Source organism: Moritella sp. 28 (assembly GCF_018219435.1).
GTDB lineage: Bacteria > Pseudomonadota > Gammaproteobacteria > Enterobacterales > Moritellaceae > Moritella.
Window position 1 is genome coordinate 3,764,954 of the sequence record NZ_CP056121.1, and the last position, 18,169, is coordinate 3,783,122.

Here is an 18,169-nt window from a genome sequence, read left to right on the forward strand (position 1 = left end):
ATAATACCGCCACTGAAATCGACTTCTTCACCTTGAACATATACACTTATATTTGATTAATTTTCAGCACGTTATCATAAAATAATAGATAATTGCACTATTTAAAATTAAAGATGTGATAATCAATGGTAATTATAACGTCAGCTCATTATTATAGAAATACAATCATAAACCAAATAAATGCCGTTAGGCACAAGCTAACAAATACGGCTGCAGATCCAATATCTTTAGCACGACCGCTTAATATGTGATGTTCTGAGCCAATACGATCAACAACGGCTTCAATAGCTGAATTTAATAATTCAACAATAAACACTAAAACTAAAGGGGCAATCAATAATATTTTTTCAACATTACTTACATTTAATAACAGGGCAACGGGAGTTAAAATAATCAGTAATAGTAACTCTTGTCTTATTGCCGATTCGTATTTAAATGCATCTCGTAATCCTTGAAATGAATACCCGGTTGCTTTAATAATACGCGTCAATCCTGTAAACCCAGGTTTACCTGCGTTCATACCCACTTCGGTCTTATTCATTGATTCTCATACCCTAATTTATTTGAAATAGTAATCTAAATTAGAATACTACGATACTATTATATATTGCAAGAATTTACAGTAAGGATGCTGTGATATATAGCGTTGAAATAGCGTGTAATTTTGATTGGTTAACTGGTAATTTCAAGTGTATCTTTAGGTTGTTTTCGGTTAAATATTAAGTAAACTAATACTCAATCTAATAACTCTTGGTCAATAATTATGATCTCTATTTATGTTCACAATACTAGAGGATTTCAACCTCCAAGGGCAAACATCAAAGAATTTCCAGCGCTGGCCTCAACAGTAAGCCAGTGCTCAAAATATGCTGTAAAAAGGAATTACTCATGTCAGACAGTTTAGTATTACAACTTGCCAAAGATCTACTTAGTCGTAAATCAGTGACACCCGAAGATGCCGGTTGTCAGCAAATGATCATCGAACGCCTTGAAAACCTCGGATTCACTATCGAAACCATGGTATTTGAAGACACGACTAACCTTTGGGCTCGTCGCGGTACCACAGCTCCGGTATTTTGCTTCGCCGGTCATACCGACGTTGTACCAGTAGGTAAAATCGAAGATTGGGATACCGACCCGTTTGTACCCACTATTATTGATGGCTATTTACACGGTCGTGGCGCAGCAGACATGAAAGGTTCTATCGCATCATTCTTAGTCGCTGTCGAAGACTTCGTGAACGAACACCCAGATCACCAAGGTTCAATTGCATTATTGATCACCAGTGATGAAGAAGGCCCGTTCATCAATGGCACAACGCGTGTGATTGATACTTTAGAAGCGCGTAACGAAAAAATTGACTGGTGTATTGTGGGTGAACCATCAAGCACCAACAAAGTCGGTGACATTGTTAAAAATGGTCGTCGCGGTTCTTTAACTGGCGACATCGTCGTGAAAGGTATTCAAGGTCACGTGGCTTACCCACACCTTGCCGAAAATCCAATTCATAAACTCGCGCCTGCATTATCTGAACTAAGCCAAGTGGTTTGGGATCAAGGTAATGACTACTTCCCTGCTACAACCTTACAAATCACCGACATCCGTAGTGGTGCAGGTGCAAGTAATATCGTACCAGGTGAAGCAACTTGTCAGTTTAACCTGCGTTATTCTACCGAGCTGACTGCGGATCTAATCAAATACCGCATTGAAGGCATTTTCGAAAAACACGGTTTAAATTACGAGATCAGCTGGATCCACAGTGGCCAGCCCTTCTTAACAGAACCAGGCAACTTGCTAAATGCTATTACTGATTCAATCCAGGATGTATGTGGCTATGCGTCAGAGCTGTCGACATCAGGTGGTACATCAGATGGTCGTTTCATCGCACCAACGGGTGCACAAGTTGTCGAATTAGGCCCTGTAAACGCGACCATTCACAAAGTGAATGAATGTGTGAAGATTACAGATATTGAGCAATTAGCGGAAATATACGAGAAAACGCTGGTTAAGCTACTCGCACAATAACAATTAACGCTAGAAAAATGATGGCTTGTTATCACCCTAATAAGCCATCATTTATTCCGTCAACATGAATTTTTTATGAAATAATAACCTGTATTCTACCCAGTTATCACCTAAATACCCTCATATCATCCGCTAGTAACCATATAAAAAACCGATAACCCCATCACATTCCATAACAAATTTTATAATTTATTAACAAACAGTAAAACTCAGTATTTACAATACATTAACACATTTCATATACTCATAGAGGCATTTTTCAGTGCAGTGAAATGGTGTTCTCATACTCTCCGTTAATTGACTTTAATCAATCTCTGGCATATTGTTTATGCAGTTGCATAGTTTTGCAGAATGAATAATTTGTTAATGATATTGTTTTAATAAAAGGAAGTTGTATGGCTTTAATCCAAGCGCCAAATTCAGTTGTAATGGTTCGACCGTGGAAATTTTTCTCGAATCCAGAAACCGCAGTTGATAATGCATTTCAAAAAACCGGACTCGATGAGCAAGACTCACTTGAGTTAGATCGCACTGGCATATCACTACAAGCAAAAAACGAATTTGATATCGTCGTAGCAGGATTAAACGAAAATGGCATCAACGTCCACGTATTTGATGACTTTGGGGAAAAAGAAACCCCAGATTCAGTATTCCCGAATAACTGGTTCTCGACCCACAGTGGTGGTCATGTTGCATTGTACCCAATGTTTTCACAAAACCGCCGACGTGAACGTCGCAGTGACATTATTGAAATGTTAAAAGCCAATTACCGCGTACAAGATGTTATCGACTTCTCTGGTTTAGAGTGGGATAACCTGTTTCTTGAAGGCACTGGCGCGATGGTATTAGATAACGTTAATCGGATCGCCTACACAGCTAAATCAAACCGTTCTAACGAAGTGATCCTTGAACGCTTCTGTACCACGTTCCAATACGAGCCAATGGCGTTTGAAACGGCTGATGCTACAGGCACTGCGATTTATCATACCAATGTGATGATGTGTGTTGGCTCTAAATACGCCCTTATTTGTTTGGACATGATCCCAAATGAAGCACGTCGCGAAGCGGTTAGACAGCGTTTAGAAGAATCAGGCATTGCAGTAATTGAACTGAGCTTTGACCAAGTTGATAACTTTGCTGGTAATGCTATCGAACTCACAGGCAATGGCAGTAGCCACTTGGTTATGTCACAACGAGCGAGAGATGCTTTAACAACCGAGCAAATTTCACGCATCGAACAACATTCAAAGATACTCAGTTTTAGCGTGCCAACTATTGAGTTAGCAGGTGGTTCGATCCGCTGCATGATCGCAGGGATCCACTTAAGCCCACGAACGTAAAAACACATTTAGCAGTAACAAAATATAGAAGATATGGCTTATGGAAAAGGAAAAGGTTATGGAAACCAGTTATGTAAAATCAGCGACAGGTGAATTGAAGCAAGTATTACTTTGCTCTCCTACTTACCTGAATCTCTCACCAATCAACAAAATTGCTGAAGATTGGTTAGAGAAAGGCGAACAGATTGATCAACAAAAATGCCTAAGAGAACACCAACAGTTGATTGATATCTACGAGAAAAACGGCATTAATGTCGAAGTACTTACGCCGACTGAAAATTTATCAAGTCAAGTATTTGCCCGTGACTTTGGTTTCAACATCAAAGAAGGTTATGTACTAGGCCGTTTTAAAGAAGAAATTCGCCACGCAGAAAGCCTACTGTATGCAGAAAAACTCGCCGAGCTTGGTGTACCAATCATTGCCACTTGTCATGAAGGTGTATTAGAAGGCGGTGACTTCTGGCAGCTGGATGAAAAGACCTTAGCCATTGGTACGTTACAGCGTTCTGATGAAAAAGGCATCCAAAGTATTCGTGAACAGCTTGAACCATTAGGTTATACGATTATTTCGGTTAACTCGAAACCAGAATATCTACATCTCGACATGATCTTTAATATTGTCGGTGAAAAGACTGCCGTGACTTATTACGACGGTTTACCACAAGAATTCAAAAACTACCTTGATGAAACGGGCTATGACCTGATTAAAATTGAAGAAGAAGGGGTGTTTAAGCACTTCTGTAATCTACAAGCATTGGGTAACAAGCGCATTATTTCGTTAAGTGCAAATACAGCTGTAAACGCGCAATTACGCGAACGTGGTTTCACTGTATTTGAACTGCACTCTACCGAGATTTTGAAAACCGGCGGTGGTCCACACTGCATGACGTTCCCATTAGAACGTCACTAAAAATTAAGACGGCAGTGTGTATTCTATAAGATCTGCGTTAAATTTTTTCTAACGAAATTGACAAGATCGAAGACGCACTGTCGATACCGATATTGACCAGTTCATTATCTTTGAATTTGTACGAGGCCATGCTGCCTTCTAACCATAAACCATCAATTAATGCATTGATTTTTATGGCTAGTACTTCACATTCATGATGATCAACTGAAATGTCTTCGGTGGCTAATGCAGCACGAATTAACGGTTCTAAAATTTTGGTTGTTTTAGCATATTCATTAGTACGAATGGCAGCCATTTCAGGGTCGATGTACGTCATCGGCAAGAAATTGGCCCATAACAATACGGTACGTGGTGACACGATAGGCTCTGATAGAGTCGCTTGAATAAAATGCTGTAATCGAGTTTTGGCGCAAACGTCTTGGTCGTTAATGTCGCACCTAGCATTAACGTACATAATCTCGAGTAATGCCGAATACGCCGCACGGATCAGTTCGTCTTTACCGGAAAAGTAAAAACGGATCAGACCGTTGGTCACGTTCGCATATTCAGCCACATTACGTACAGTGGTTTTTTGTAAACCTTCGTTAGCAATGCAATCAAGTGTGGCATTGATTAACTCTTGTTTACGGTTTTTACCTTTCGTTCCTTTCGCTGGCATAGGCAGGTATTTAATCCGTATTTAAGTATAAGGTGAGTCTATTCGACGAAAATTAATCATACCCCTAGGGCGTGATGCTGGCAATTTATTAAGCTAAACCGAATGAAAATAGCACTTAACCCGATGCACATAACTGATGTGTATCTCATTATTAAACGTATTAGATAAACCACTCATTGATTATTGTAATCATGAATGTAATGGAAAAATTCGATTTTTCTCTTTTACCTTAGACGGAATTTAACAAGGATCACCATGATTGTTTTAGAGATAAAAGATATTAAAGCGGTAATTGCGAAAGTTGGCTACCAAGACTTTTTTGCACAGCTTAATGATACATTGACTGAAGATTATAAAAATTGGCACGACTTTGATAAATGTCCACGTGTTGCCAACCATGTTGACGATGGTGTTATCGAATTAATGCCGATTTCTAATGCTGAAATGTACTCGTTTAAATATGTAAATGGCCACCCAAAAAACCCAGCGCAAAACAAAATGACAGTAATGGCGACAGGTCAACTATCGTTAACTGAGACTGGCGAACCGCTTATGTTCTCTGAAATGACTCTGCTTACAGGTTTCAGAACGGCTGCAACATCAGCAATGGCTGCCAAGCATCTAGCAAAAAAAGATTCAGAAGTATTAGCGTTAATCGGTACTGGCGCACAGAGTGAATTCCAATTCTTAGCATACTCGTTCATCTTTGATTTAAAAGAAGTACGTTACTTTGATACAGATCCTGCAGCAATGCGTAAATTTGCACAGAACATGGCGCGTTTCGACATTCGCCTAACACCATGTAAAGACGCAAGAGAAGCGGTTCAAGGTGCTGATTTAATTACCACATGTACAGCAGACAAGAAATACCAAACAGTATTAACCAAGGACATGATCAGCAAAGACGTATTCATTAACGGTCTTGGCGGTGATTGCCCTGGTAAAACAGAAATTGAAAAAGAGTTAGTAGAAAGTGCAACGATTGTTGTTGAATACCTACCACAATCACGCGTTGAAGGTGAGATCCAACAACTGGGTCCTGACTTTACCTGTACTGAACTACACGAAATTGTGAAAGGCGAAAAAACACTGAACGTTGCTACAGACGGCACTATCTTGTATGACTCAGTAGGTTTTGCATTGGAAGATTACTCAGTACTACGTTTGATCTACAAGCTAGCTAAGCAACATAACATCGGCAGCGAAATGGAATTGATCCCTGAACTGGATGATGTGAAAAACTTATTCTCGTTACTATAAACGGTATATACCCTGTTAAAAAAACAGCACCCTAGTCTGTCGCGGCTAGTTGGTCGTTATTAATAGTTGATAAGCCTTTGGCCAAAACACCCACGGTAAGCACTGTAATGCCGTTGGGGTTTTGGTCTTTTTTGTTTAACAAGCGATTACATTCTCCTGTTTAAAATATGGCCCTAATTCACTTAAAAATTATTTTCATGATTTTAAAAAAAGTTAAACACTGTCTAGACCCGCGTAAATACTGACTTTCAGGTCAGGAAATTAATCTATCCGCCCTTTCAGCCCAAAATAAAGCCTTTACAAGATAACGACCCTTAGACTAGTATCTACCCGTATAAGCGCGTTGGATAAACGCGGCTTACCCGCACACACGATTCGCTTGTACCGCTTAAACTAAAATCCTTATAATTTTTTGCACAGTACCATCCTGAACCCATTGAATTAGGGTTTTTCTTGCGCCTGCAATATACCGTAGCGTAAGAATAAGAGCCTGTGCAAACAAACAGAAGATAGATGTCATGCGTATAGAACAAGAATTGAAGCTAGGTTTTAAAGATGTACTTTTCCGCCCAAAACGTTCAACTCTAAAGAGTCGTTCACAAGTAAGCTTAGAGCGTACATTCACTTTCCCTAACAGCAAGTACACTTGGACAGGTGTACCAGTTATTGCTGCAAACATGGATACTGTAGGTACATTTGAAGCGGCAAAAGAACTTGCTGCACACAAAATGCTAACAGCTGTACATAAGCATTACACTGTTGCCCAATGGAAAGAGTTCCTAGAAGCAAACCCAGAAATCTTTGACCATATCTTTGTATCTACTGGTACATCAGATTCAGATTTCGAAAAACTTCAACAAGTTCTAGCATTAGATGAGCGTTTACAGTTTATCTGTATCGATGTAGCTAATGGTTACTCAGAATTTTTTATTAATTTCGTACGTAAAGTACGTGCAGCGTACCCTTCTAAAACGATTATGGCTGGTAACGTAGTTACTGGTGAAATCACAGAAGAACTTATCCTGTCTGGCGCAGATATCATCAAAGTTGGTATCGGCCCAGGTTCAGTATGTACAACACGTGTTAAAACAGGTGTTGGTTACCCACAACTGTCTGCAATCATCGAATGTGCAGATGCTGCACACGGTCTTGGTGGCATGGTGGTTGGTGACGGTGGTTGTTCTTGCGCTGGTGATGTTGCTAAAGCATTCGGCGGCGGCGCAGACTTCGTTATGCTTGGCGGCATGTTAGCAGGTCACGACGAAAGTGGCGGCGAGCTGTGTGAAGTTGATGGCAAGAAAACGAAGAAATTCTATGGCATGAGCTCTACCACTGCGATGAACAAACACGCAGGTGGTGTTGCGAAATACCGTGCTTCAGAAGGTAAAACTGTAGAAGTACCTTACCGTGGTCCAATCGAAAACACTGTTTTCGATATCCTAGGTGGCGTTCGTTCGACTTGTACTTACGTTGGCGCAGCATCATTAAAAGAGCTAAGCAAACGAACTACCTTTGTCCGCGTACTTGAGCAAGAAAATAACGTATTCGGTAAAGAGTAAATTAGTTATTAAATATGTAGGTCTAGAACTACATATTTAAGCTAACAAAGGCGTGCATTGATTTGATCATCATGCTCGCCTTTTCGTTTTTTGGAATTTGAATAGATTTTATCTAAAGTGAAAAATCAGATGCTTTTCATACTCCAGTATTTATGATAATAATATGAGATACACGATACTTGCTCTGGAGAATACATTAATACTAGAATCATACACAGTCCCAACAATAGGCCAATCACAAGACCTATTATTGATGAACTACTTGATATTAAACTTATATCTTTATATTTTTATCGCTAAAAAGAATATTTTCAATATTAATTAATTTATCACTACCAATATCACTTCCTGAAATGGTCGTATGGCCAGAACTTGATGTATTAGTCGTGTAACTCCCTGACACCCCTGAAACCTTATACGTATCATTACCCTGACCACCGTCGATTACATTATCGGCACTGTTACCTTCGATTTGATTGTCTTGCGCATTACCTAAAATATTCAATGCTTCATTGCCTACGATTTTAACATTCTTAAAATATTGTGATTTAAATGTGTACTTTTCATTCGCATCATCAGAACGAACAAGTTTAAACTCATTTGTACTGAGGTTTTTATTAATGCCAACACTGTCTAAACGCACTGTAAATTCATGGCACTTGGGCAAAAATTCATTTGCAAAAACGAAACCATTCGCATCTGAAGGTAATGTTTCACGAGTAATATATCGGTAATTATCCATCCCTTCATACTCATCTCTAAAGCCTTCATACATACCATAGTAAGCATCTGCAACAGCAGCAAAATATTCATGAGAAAAAGTTTGCCCCATAACATGCTCACTAGGTATATTTTTAGGTATATCATCCCCACCCCAGTCATCATCCCACTGAGCCTTACGCTTTTGATCATTAGTTGCTCCATTCCCCTCAGGACTCCAAATGGAGCTTTTATTTATATAATCGTTCGAAGCATCCTTATCATCATAAATATATAGCCCTGTTATTGGATTAAATTTCCAATCCTTATAAATAGACAAAGCATGATCAATTATGCGTTTTTGTAATCCGCCATAATTACCATCAGAAGTTAGAGGCGAAATGCCGTGGGCTTGAACAAAATGTAGGATTTCTTCTACTGACGCATCTCTAACCTGACCTTTTCCATATCCAGTAAAAAATGGGGCTTCACCTGGATAAATAGTTTCGTCGTAGCCAAGAGATTGGGCTCGTACAATCCAATCATACTTTTGTAACAAATCCGAGCTTCCTACAAGTATTGGTATGTAAGAATCTTCATCAATACCCGATAGTCTAGGATCGCCAGTTGCTTTTAACTCATCAATAATTTTCTGAGTTAAATCCCCTATTTTTCCTTCCGTTGCAGCAAGATTTAGAACAGCGCCTCTATCAGCTATGGATTCTGCCACGGCCTGCTTTGTCAATTCAGTATTCTCTCCAGTTTCTGTCAAGAAAGAAATAAGAATACCTATAGCATAACGAAGATCTTCATCACTTTCATTTGTTGCCAAGATAGTTATAGCTTTACTCTTGTTGCTAGTAAGTGGAAGCTGTATGAAGTAGTCATAACCAGCATCCTTAGCTATTTTAAACTCAGTAGGGAATACGGTATTAAACGGTTTATTGAAATCATATGTAACCGCACTTATTAGAGTTGGAGTTGGAGCTGGGGTTGGGGCTGGGGCTGGAGCTGGAGCTGGAGTTGGAGTTGGGTCAGCTGAGTCTCCTCCTCCACATGCTGTTAATAATACTGTGGCAGCAAGAAGTGATATTTTTTTCATATGATAGGCCTACGACTAATGAACTAAGTAAAAATACATTGTAAAAAGACATTAAAACAAATACCACAAGAGCACCCTTAAATTTTATTAAAAATCTATTAAAGATCATAATGATGCAACAAGGATCACAAACTATAATTTAACAACTGTACGATATTGAGATAATTGAAAATAACATCAACCAACACCTCACAAAACCTTAGTTAAGCTTGTTATATATCTTGAAATCTCTTTGATATATATAAATACTCCTCATCACACAGAAAACAATGTTTTGACGAACACTATGCACATGGAGTGAGAAACTTAGTGAATAATCGAGACCTGCTGTCAGGACAGTTTTATGAATGATTGAACAACAAATCTTACACACACTTACGCACGCACCCTTTACAAATGGCAGCGCGACTGTAACCTAAGTGCAACATTGTGAATTGATTTAGGTTGGACTTTAATGGGCAGTATACAAAAAACTCTAGTTATATCTCTATTAACGACTTTGCTAGCATCATGCGCCTACCATGAATACGACCCATCGAAACCTGATGAATATGCTAAATATTGGTGTGAATCTGAGAACAGAGATAATTCCATATTTTCTGCTCTTGATTCTAACCATGAACGATCTGTTCTTGATTCTTACCGTGGACGAGAAGATCCAGCTCAAGATGATTGTGATATATACTTTAAATAATATGGCTGGTAACCTAGTTACTGGTGAAATCACAGAAGAACTTATCCTGCTGGCGCAGCATCATTAAAAGAGCTGAGCAAACGAACTACCTTTGTCCGCGTACTTGAGCAAGAAAACAACGTATTCGATAAAGAATAAATTAGTATTAGGTATGCAGGTCTAGAACTGCATATTTAAGCTAACAAAGGCGAGTCGCAATTTTGGATAATAATCCATAATTGTCTCGCTTTTATTGTTTATTGTTTATTGTTTATTGTTTATTGGGAAATTATTTTTCATCTTCTAGCCTTACTTATTAGCGTTATAAACACCAACGTTTCGTCCCATATCTTTCCCATTCAACGCCCTCCTTACAAACACCCATTAATGATTACTCATTAATGATTACTCATTAAGGATTAATTAATGGTTTTATAATTTATTTTATCTGGGAGTATGACACTATCCCCCCTGAGCTTCCACACTAATTCAACCCTTATATCAATAGGTTAAAATTAAACCTTAAGGCTTTTAGAGAAAGTGTAGGAAAAATAAAGGCAATTAGCCACATATTATAAATTAGGTAAAAGAATCATGAAAAAGATTATGCTAAGTTCGCTTGTTATCGCATGTAGCTTTAATGCAGCTGCAACAGAAATGAAGACATGTGATAACGGCGTTAAAATACCAGCTATGCTAGTCGGTACTTGGGATTCGGTGAAGAACGATAAACGAATCGACATTAACTCAGATTGTACAGTAAAGGAGTCTTTTTACTTAAGTGCCACTGAGCTCCTCATGTATTATGGTACGACAGTTAGTACACTTAGAATGGGTCGCTATAAATTATCACCTAGTGAGCAAGACATTGAATCTTACACTGATATAGATGGTTTTGGCTTAGGAGTAATTAGTGATACGCTAGACATTTCTAACTCCTTCACCGGAGAAAAGGTCACTACATTATTCTATCCAGCTGGTAATGGAAATATCACTTCACAGCCAATCACTTTTGATAGTAGCGGTAAAGCAATCCAAATAGAATATAATTATGTTGATGACAATAATAAAAAGCATCAAATGATAGAAACATTTAATCGTGTAATTCGATAACGAATAAAGTTAAGTGGTTAGCCGATATTCTATAGTGTATTGCTATCACCTATAGGATATCTGTTATATCAAGTATCACCTGAAACCTTATACTCATTTGAGCTAACAAAGGCGAGCATTGATATGGGCATGTCAATTATTGTGTCGCCTTTTTAATTGTTTACACTATGACAACGTCGACGTAGCATCGTTATTTATGAGTTTAGGTTGGACTTTAATGGGCAGTATACAAAAAACTCTAGTTATATCTCTATTAACGACTTTGCTAGCATCATGCGCCTACCATGAATACGACCCATCGAAACCTGATGAATATGCTAAATATTGGTGTGAACCTGAGAACAGAGATAATTCCATATTTTCTGCTCTTGATTCTAACCATGAACGATCTGTTCTTGATTCTTACCGTGGACGAGAAGATCCAGCTCAAGATGATTGTGATATATACTTTAAATAATATGGCTGGTAACCTGGTTACTGGTGAAATCACAGAAGAACTTATCCTGCTGGCGCAGCATCATTAAAAGAGCTAAGCAAACGAACTACATATTTAAGCTAAAAAAGGCGAGTCACAATTTTGGATCATAATCCTTATTGTCTCGCCTTTATTATTTTATCCGTTTTCTCGTTTAACAAAAACAAAGATCTGTTTCGAAAACACCAGACTTTTGAGCGATAAGCTTAAGCCCCCTAATCTTGTATCGTTACGACACACCATCCTCTTGCATCATCTTCTTGCGCCATAAATATTTCCTTCACACGCCAACCAGCTAAACTATAAGTCTCTTTCACTTTGATCATGACACTCTCCATAATGCTGTAGTTAGGAGTAATGTCTTGTCTTCCATTGGTATTGTCATAATCACCGTGAGCCACCCAAACAGTGTCATCATAGTATGTTGGTTTTGTTGCAGGGAAAGTATCTGCATCACTGAATACACAACCTCCACTTTCTGTAACGACCATATCTGATATAATACCATCACTGTTGGAACTGTAGAAATTGAAATTATCTAAGGTAAGTGTAGTGTCAGGTTTATGTGAGTTGGTAAAAGTATAAACACCCTCTCGATCTTCATATCTATCTCGAGAGTGACTAAAATGGGCAGAAGCAACATTGGAAAACTGAGAGCGCTGTTCTGTACTAAAATCTTTTTCACTAACAGCAACTAGCCATCGATCTCCAGACATCTCGCTATATTCCGAAATCTTAATTTTGCAGCCATTATTATCGGCGCATAGTTGATTAACCCTAGCACTATCGATAACAGTAATACCACCAGAATATCTAGTCCCTACTGTATAATCTGATTCAGTAGCGGATACATTCATGCTAGATGCAATACACAATAGCGGAGCAACACTCAACATTAAACGACCACGTTTTAATTTTTTAAAAGAATACATTTTTTATCCTTAAATAATGTAAATAGAACATACGATTTAATTAATAGTACCCAAGCATTGAGTTAAGTCAAGATGACTTCGGCACGACAAATAAACCATTAAAGCCGAAAAAACCATGAACATTAATCAGTTGATATCATTACCCTTTTTTATTTTTTAATTGATAAAATATTGCCTATTTATTTTCGTTAACATAGCATTAAATACATATTTATTTATAACCATCAACTGTCGACCCGGTCGCGTTTAACACCCACAGCTACATGTTCAATTCTTATTTTGATTCCTCATTTTTCGGCTCTTCGTCCTCATTAAATGTCATAAACGTATTCATACTAAGAATGGCTTCGAGCTAAACAAACGAACTACCTTTGTCCGCGTACTTGAGCAAGAAAACAGCGTATTCGGTAAAGAATAAATGAGGTATGTAGGTCTAGAGCTGCGTATTTAAGCTAACAAAGGCGAGCATTGATATGGGCATGTCAATTATTGTGTCGCCTTTTGGTTTTGGATGTCTGAATAGATTAAACAGCGCTAAACTTTAAATGCACTTAAACTTCTATCGCTTACACCATTAAAACCTAGGCGTAACATCATGGTTTATGTATTTATTTAGGTTAGACTTTGATGAGTATGCTAAATAGTGATCTAAATCTGAGAACAGAGATAATTCCATATTTTCTGTTCTTGATTTTAACCGTGGACGAGAAGATCCAACCCAGGATAGAACCTAAAAATGCAGGTAATCTATAAGAGTTGTTGAAGCAAAAGCATCGACATACTTAAAGAGAACGAATACAGCTAAAGCAGCCAATAGATTTGTGATCAAGGTAACTTTAAATAGGTTTATCATGAACAGCCCTTTTAGAATATAACATTTGTATAGCAGGTCATCTCGATTCCCACATCAATCGGATATTAAAATCGACACTAAGATAATGTGCGTTCCTGTTATTTATTTTCAAGTCCGGTTAATAATTAACAATGACAAATATACAACTGATTCTATTATTATTTTAATTTATAGCAAAGGTGATAAAGGCATAAAAATCAGTTAATCCGTTATGCGTATTTTTCTACGCCCTGCAGCAAAAAATACGATGCCAATACCTAAAAGAAACAAGATAGATGGCTCAGGAACTTCACTAGCGGTATAACCGATGATGTTATCAATAGAGAAGGCTGCTCCACCGCCAGAAAATTCAGCATGAACTAAATTTTGAAAGGCATTAGAGACTGTAAATAGTTCAAAGTCATCAACGCCGTTACGGCCATCAAAAATACCGTCCAACACAAAATTTTCTGAGACATTAATCCCTAGGTCAGTAATACCATCGAGTGTTATTGCGCTTGCATTTGCCTGTCCGTCTCTCCAAAACTCCGCACCGTCAAACTGGGAAATCTCAAACGTGTCTTCGGAAATAGAATCCACATTGATGGTAAAAGACCCATTATGCACAAAAGCAACCTGTGTGCCGTTGTTTGTATACAACACCTCATCATTACCAAGATCAATATGGCCGTTCCCATCTCTGGAAAGCACGAAATCATTGGCTATAAAACTGTTAACAATTAAGTGTGTATTATGAGTAACAGCAACATCTTCGAAATCAATGATAGTTGCCATAGCAGTGGCTGCCATGCCGCACAAACTGACTACAACAATAGAGTTCCGTAAGAAACTTGCGATCTTTTTAATTTTCATATTCAGATCTCCTAAAATATTGCTTGAGAATTATGTGAAATATAAATCAGCACTAAACTACTTTAAGCACGTATCATTCCAATACCAGCAACCTACTGTTTTTATGTCACTTTAGTGAATTTCAAGAACGGCATATCGTTATCGGTTTATTAGGTGTAAAAAATACTGACATGCAACAAGGGGTAGCAGATGGAGATATTAAAACCGAATCCATCAACTTGATACGCGGACCACCTGACAGAGTCAAAAATAAGAACGAAAACCTTTGGTCCGGTTTTCGTATTTTTCATTACTTGTAGCATTAAAAAAGTGCGTGTAAAAATGTTTCATTTCTTCCAGATCTTTGCACCAAATCGCCACATGTTCGATTCTCATTTAACCCCGTCACGTTGCTGATCTTCTTCCTCACTAAATGTCATTAACGACTCCATGCTAAGAATCGCTTCTACTTCAACGGCACTGTTACTTGTTTTCAACCGAGACTGATAATACTCAGTAAGTGCATTACTTGATGTATTTAGTAATATTTTCTTGATTATCTCTAGCATGTTAATTCCTCTGTTTGTTTAAGCACTGAGGTAAGTATCACCCAATAAAGGGAAGTAAAAAACAGATTGAATTATATTGTTTACTTCCGGTTAAAGTCGTAATCTTACCTATAATGTCTTTTTTACCCGATTTCCTCACTAAACAAGGAAGTCAAGATGACGATATGGTGCCCGTTTTGAACAATGATAAGAAAATGCTGTATTTCTCTCGGTTAAGTAAGTTAGGTGTTAAGCAAGAAATAGCGATCACCCTGCATGAAGTGGCTGAAGTAATGTTTACCAGTTCCCGACATTGCCGTACCTTATTAAACGAGATGCGTGATTTACGCTGGTTAGAATGGACACCAAAAGCAGGCCGTAACCAACGTTCTCGGCTCTATCTCGTTTATGCTGTCGATGAGCTGAAAGCAGAACTAGCGCAGCAGATGATCGCCGTAGGTAAATACGAGAAAGCACTGGCGCTTATCGACCATGATCAACTGTTATTTGGGCAATTGCTGCAAAACACCTCTGGCGCGGTACAACGTGAAGGTCGATTACACATTCAACTGACTTACGCGCGTTCTTTTTCAGCCCTACTTCCGCATATTGCATTAAGAAACAGCGAACGTTTCTTGTTACGCCAGGTTTATTGCTGCCTGGTACAGTGCGATAAGAACGGAGTTATCAGCCCCCAACTAGCCCACCACTGGGTTTACAACGCAGAGTTACAGCGCTGGCGATTCTATCTGCGCCCAGCGCTTACCTTTCATGACGGCAGTACCATTAATGCCGATAAGATAGCGGAATTATTTAATCGCCTAAAACGATTAGCGACATACAAAACTGAACTGGCACATGTCATCCATATATCAGCGATAAACCCGCTCTGTATCGATTTTCAATTAGATCAACCAGACCCTGGATTTGCAGGACTCGTTGCTGATGTTAAGTACTCAATTCAACCTTACTCTCAGCTTAACGCAACCACGGCTATCGTCGGTAGTGGTGCATTTAGGGTACAGGAACACACACAGCAGTATTTGCGATTGCAGGCATACGACAACTATTATGGCCATCGCGCACTTACCGATACCGTCACTATTTGGCAAGTAGCGTCACCACAAATCAGTCCTTCGTGTATCAGGGAAATACAGGCAAATGTGGTACATAAAACCAGTCAGATCCGTTCAAATTATGCAATTAGCAGCCTTGAACGAGACATTAACAGTCTTGAACAGGAAAATAGCCCTGAGCAAGAAATCGGCAGTCTTCAACAGGGGACTTCAAGTAATGATCAGGCCATTGAAAGCGATCAAAAAAGCAGAATAGAATATGGCTGCCTGCTGGCGATGATAAACAATAAAACTCAGCTTTCATTATTACAGCGTAAATACCTTAGCCAACTGCTTGCGGCTGATAAATTAATGGCAGAATTAAGTAAGTCAACCAACCCGATTGAAGCCATTCCAGCATACAATCTGCTTTCCAATTGGTTAAAAATAACGTCGACAGGCACAACAGCGCAGCCTTTGCCAAGCAAACTGACGATCGCAATATTCGAGCACCATACCTTAAAGGAATGTGCACAGGCGATGAGGGTGTTACTTGAACAAGCGGGATTTGAATGCGAAATTAACGTCTATTCCTTTGAGGAGTTACTGCAAAAGGCCAGTGCCAATACACTAATGGAAGACCTTATATTGATAAGTTTGGATTTAGACGACAACCTGCCAACGTCGGTATTTCACTGGATGTTATCGAATGCGGTTCTAAATCACAGTCTTTCTGTTGACGCCAGAGACTGGTTGCAAACTAAATTAATCAACATCCGCCAACAACAGCCATTAACCCATTATCTTACCGAGTTGGAATCGATTAGCACAGCAATGATTACTGAGCACTGGATGATACCCATGCTGCATCACAGGCAGACCTTATATTTTCAAGGGGTGCTCAAAGGTGTGTCGATAAATGTCTGGGGTTGGCCTGAAATACATGATGTTTGGTCTGAGGAATACACTAATATTTAGCACCAGAATCATATCAAGGTATAATGGTGCTGACGCATAGCTTTAGAACTGAGTATTCAAGCTTGTCCGATACCTTGAAACCTCTTTGATATATATTAATACTCTTAGTTACACAGAAAACTATTTTTGTATATTTTAACTTTTGATTAGTAAAGGATGAACATGGATAACAAGACATTACTATTTAGCATAGCTGCATTTTCCCCACTTTTTGCAAGTGCAGCTTCTGAGCAAGAGGTTACTTCTCATGTTTCAGATAAACAAATAAAAGAACAAAGATCAGCCTTAGCAGACAATACTCAGAGTAAAGGCTTCGGTCCTCAGTCACCACGTGATATTGACCTAATACAAGGCCGAAACAAACAAGTATTTTCACAAGCGCCTGAATACACAAAAATGAACCTCTGTAATATCCATTTTCATAAAAATGCAGAGCATAAAGGCGGGGAATTTACCCAATATGCAGGTAACGGAGACGGTCAAGGCTATCACAGCGGTTATAAATACTCAGGTATATTAACCCAACAAGAATTATCTCCACTTAAATATGAAGTCGGTGCAAGTAAGCACGGCAGTTTATACCCTGGCGATACAATTGAAGCTCACTATGTCTATTCAACTGCTCAAGTAAGCCCTGGTCCAACTTTAGGCTCATGTTTCAGTGATACAAATAAAAACCCACAACTTAGAGTTGAGACTCAAGTTTACGTACTTGTTAACGATCCAGAAGCGAACAACTTTATTGAGTTAACTAAGCTCGGTATGGCCAATGGTGTTAATCAAGCAGTCAATATTCCAAGTAATACAGGTACTCCAGTACAGTATGCAGGTTCAACAACTGGACCGAGTTATAACGAAATAGGCTCTCCTTTTCAGGTTAGCTGGAGCGTTCGTCCACAAGTAATGAAGGTGAATATAAATAGCGTAGGTACGTGGCTAAAAAACAATGTTTTTGACGAGCATTATGCACATGGAGTGAGAAACTTAGTGAATAATCCTGACCTGTTGTCAGATCACTAACCTCAATTCAGCTTAAGTCATCGCGAATTACATTAACCGGTTCTTTTTAATACTGGTAATATTAAGCGGTGGCTTTGGTGAATTGTTCACAAAATTAAATATCATCGAGCGTTCAAATGATGATAACTGTAAAATCAG

16 protein-coding genes are annotated in these 18,169 nt (G+C 38.7%); 9 read left to right on the forward strand and 7 right to left on the reverse strand.

The annotated features are described in order from the left end of the window. Positions 1-151: 151 nt before the first annotated feature. Entirely contained in the window at positions 152-541 is a 390-nt protein-coding gene (locus tag HWV02_RS16620) for a diacylglycerol kinase (protein ID WP_211688797.1), read from the reverse strand. A gap of 347 nt (positions 542-888) precedes the next feature. On the opposite strand from HWV02_RS16620, the gene dapE reads away from it, so the two are divergent. The 3 genes from dapE to HWV02_RS16635 all read left to right on the forward strand — a co-directional run bounded on the left by dapE (position 889) and on the right by HWV02_RS16635 (position 4,275). Continuing rightward, positions 889-2,025 carry a succinyl-diaminopimelate desuccinylase gene (gene dapE, locus HWV02_RS16625; protein ID WP_211688799.1) on the forward strand — a complete coding sequence of 379 codons (1,137 nt, stop codon included), beginning with the start codon at positions 889-891 and terminating at the stop codon, positions 2,023-2,025. Positions 2,026-2,420: 395 nt separating this feature from the next. Beyond that, positions 2,421-3,365, forward strand: coding sequence for a citrulline utilization hydrolase CtlX (gene ctlX, locus HWV02_RS16630; RefSeq protein WP_211672552.1), 945 nt, complete (start codon positions 2,421-2,423; stop codon positions 3,363-3,365). A gap of 58 nt (positions 3,366-3,423) precedes the next feature. Next, positions 3,424-4,275, forward strand: coding sequence for a dimethylarginine dimethylaminohydrolase family protein (locus HWV02_RS16635; protein WP_211676847.1), 852 nt, complete (start codon positions 3,424-3,426; stop codon positions 4,273-4,275). Between the two features lie 37 nt (positions 4,276-4,312). Here HWV02_RS16635 and HWV02_RS16640 read toward each other — a convergent pair whose 3' ends face one another. Next, entirely contained in the window at positions 4,313-4,933 is a 621-nt protein-coding gene (locus HWV02_RS16640) for a TetR family transcriptional regulator C-terminal domain-containing protein (protein ID WP_211676848.1), read from the reverse strand. A 255-nt stretch (positions 4,934-5,188) separates the two neighbouring features. Here HWV02_RS16640 and HWV02_RS16645 point away from each other — a divergent pair, with 255 nt between their 5' ends. Both HWV02_RS16645 and HWV02_RS16650 read left to right on the forward strand, forming a co-directional pair. Next, positions 5,189-6,193, forward strand: coding sequence for an ornithine cyclodeaminase (locus HWV02_RS16645; RefSeq protein ID WP_211676849.1), 1,005 nt, complete (start codon positions 5,189-5,191; stop codon positions 6,191-6,193). A 518-nt stretch (positions 6,194-6,711) separates the two neighbouring features. After that, positions 6,712-7,752 carry a GMP reductase gene (locus HWV02_RS16650; RefSeq protein ID WP_211672556.1) on the forward strand — a complete coding sequence of 347 codons (1,041 nt, stop codon included), beginning with the start codon at positions 6,712-6,714 and terminating at the stop codon, positions 7,750-7,752. 274 nt (positions 7,753-8,026) lie between these two features. On the opposite strand, the gene HWV02_RS16655 is transcribed toward HWV02_RS16650, so the two are convergent. Next, positions 8,027-9,553 (reverse strand): hypothetical protein, encoded by a 1,527-nt coding sequence (locus HWV02_RS16655; RefSeq protein WP_211690644.1) that lies wholly within the window; start codon positions 9,551-9,553, stop codon positions 8,027-8,029. A gap of 1,267 nt (positions 9,554-10,820) precedes the next feature. On the opposite strand from HWV02_RS16655, the gene HWV02_RS16660 reads away from it, so the two are divergent. Both HWV02_RS16660 and HWV02_RS16665 read left to right on the forward strand, forming a co-directional pair. Beyond that, positions 10,821-11,339, forward strand: a complete 519-nt coding sequence (locus tag HWV02_RS16660) for a hypothetical protein (protein ID WP_211688801.1) — start codon at positions 10,821-10,823, stop codon at positions 11,337-11,339. Positions 11,340-11,647: 308 nt separating this feature from the next. Continuing rightward, the gene (locus HWV02_RS16665) at positions 11,648-11,863 is read left to right on the forward strand and encodes a hypothetical protein (protein WP_211688803.1); all 216 of its coding nucleotides are present in this window, start codon (positions 11,648-11,650) and stop codon (positions 11,861-11,863) included. Between the two features lie 166 nt (positions 11,864-12,029). Here the strand turns inward: HWV02_RS16665 and HWV02_RS16670 are convergent, their stop codons facing one another. The 4 genes from HWV02_RS16670 to HWV02_RS16685 form a co-directional block, all read right to left on the reverse strand. Then, the gene (locus HWV02_RS16670; RefSeq protein WP_211688805.1) at positions 12,030-12,746 is read right to left on the reverse strand and encodes a hypothetical protein; all 717 of its coding nucleotides are present in this window, start codon (positions 12,744-12,746) and stop codon (positions 12,030-12,032) included. A 1,054-nt stretch (positions 12,747-13,800) separates the two neighbouring features. Then, the gene (locus HWV02_RS16675; protein ID WP_211688807.1) at positions 13,801-14,451 is read right to left on the reverse strand and encodes a PEP-CTERM sorting domain-containing protein; all 651 of its coding nucleotides are present in this window, start codon (positions 14,449-14,451) and stop codon (positions 13,801-13,803) included. 243 nt (positions 14,452-14,694) lie between these two features. After that, positions 14,695-14,826, reverse strand: a complete 132-nt coding sequence (locus HWV02_RS23050; protein WP_370629409.1) for a VOC family protein — start codon at positions 14,824-14,826, stop codon at positions 14,695-14,697. Continuing rightward, complete coding sequence (locus HWV02_RS16685) at positions 14,823-14,999, reverse strand: hypothetical protein (protein WP_178138014.1); 177 nt, start codon at positions 14,997-14,999, stop codon at positions 14,823-14,825. Before HWV02_RS16685 ends, HWV02_RS23050 begins: the two co-directional genes overlap by 4 nt. Positions 15,000-15,163: 164 nt before the next feature. Between HWV02_RS16685 and HWV02_RS16690 the strand changes: the two genes are divergently transcribed. Then, positions 15,164-17,011 carry an SgrR family transcriptional regulator gene (locus HWV02_RS16690; protein ID WP_211690608.1) on the forward strand — a complete coding sequence of 616 codons (1,848 nt, stop codon included), beginning with the start codon at positions 15,164-15,166 and terminating at the stop codon, positions 17,009-17,011. A gap of 162 nt (positions 17,012-17,173) precedes the next feature. Continuing rightward, positions 17,174-18,031 carry a delta-class carbonic anhydrase gene (locus HWV02_RS16695; RefSeq protein ID WP_211676872.1) on the forward strand — a complete coding sequence of 286 codons (858 nt, stop codon included), beginning with the start codon at positions 17,174-17,176 and terminating at the stop codon, positions 18,029-18,031. Positions 18,032-18,169 lie beyond the last annotated feature (138 nt).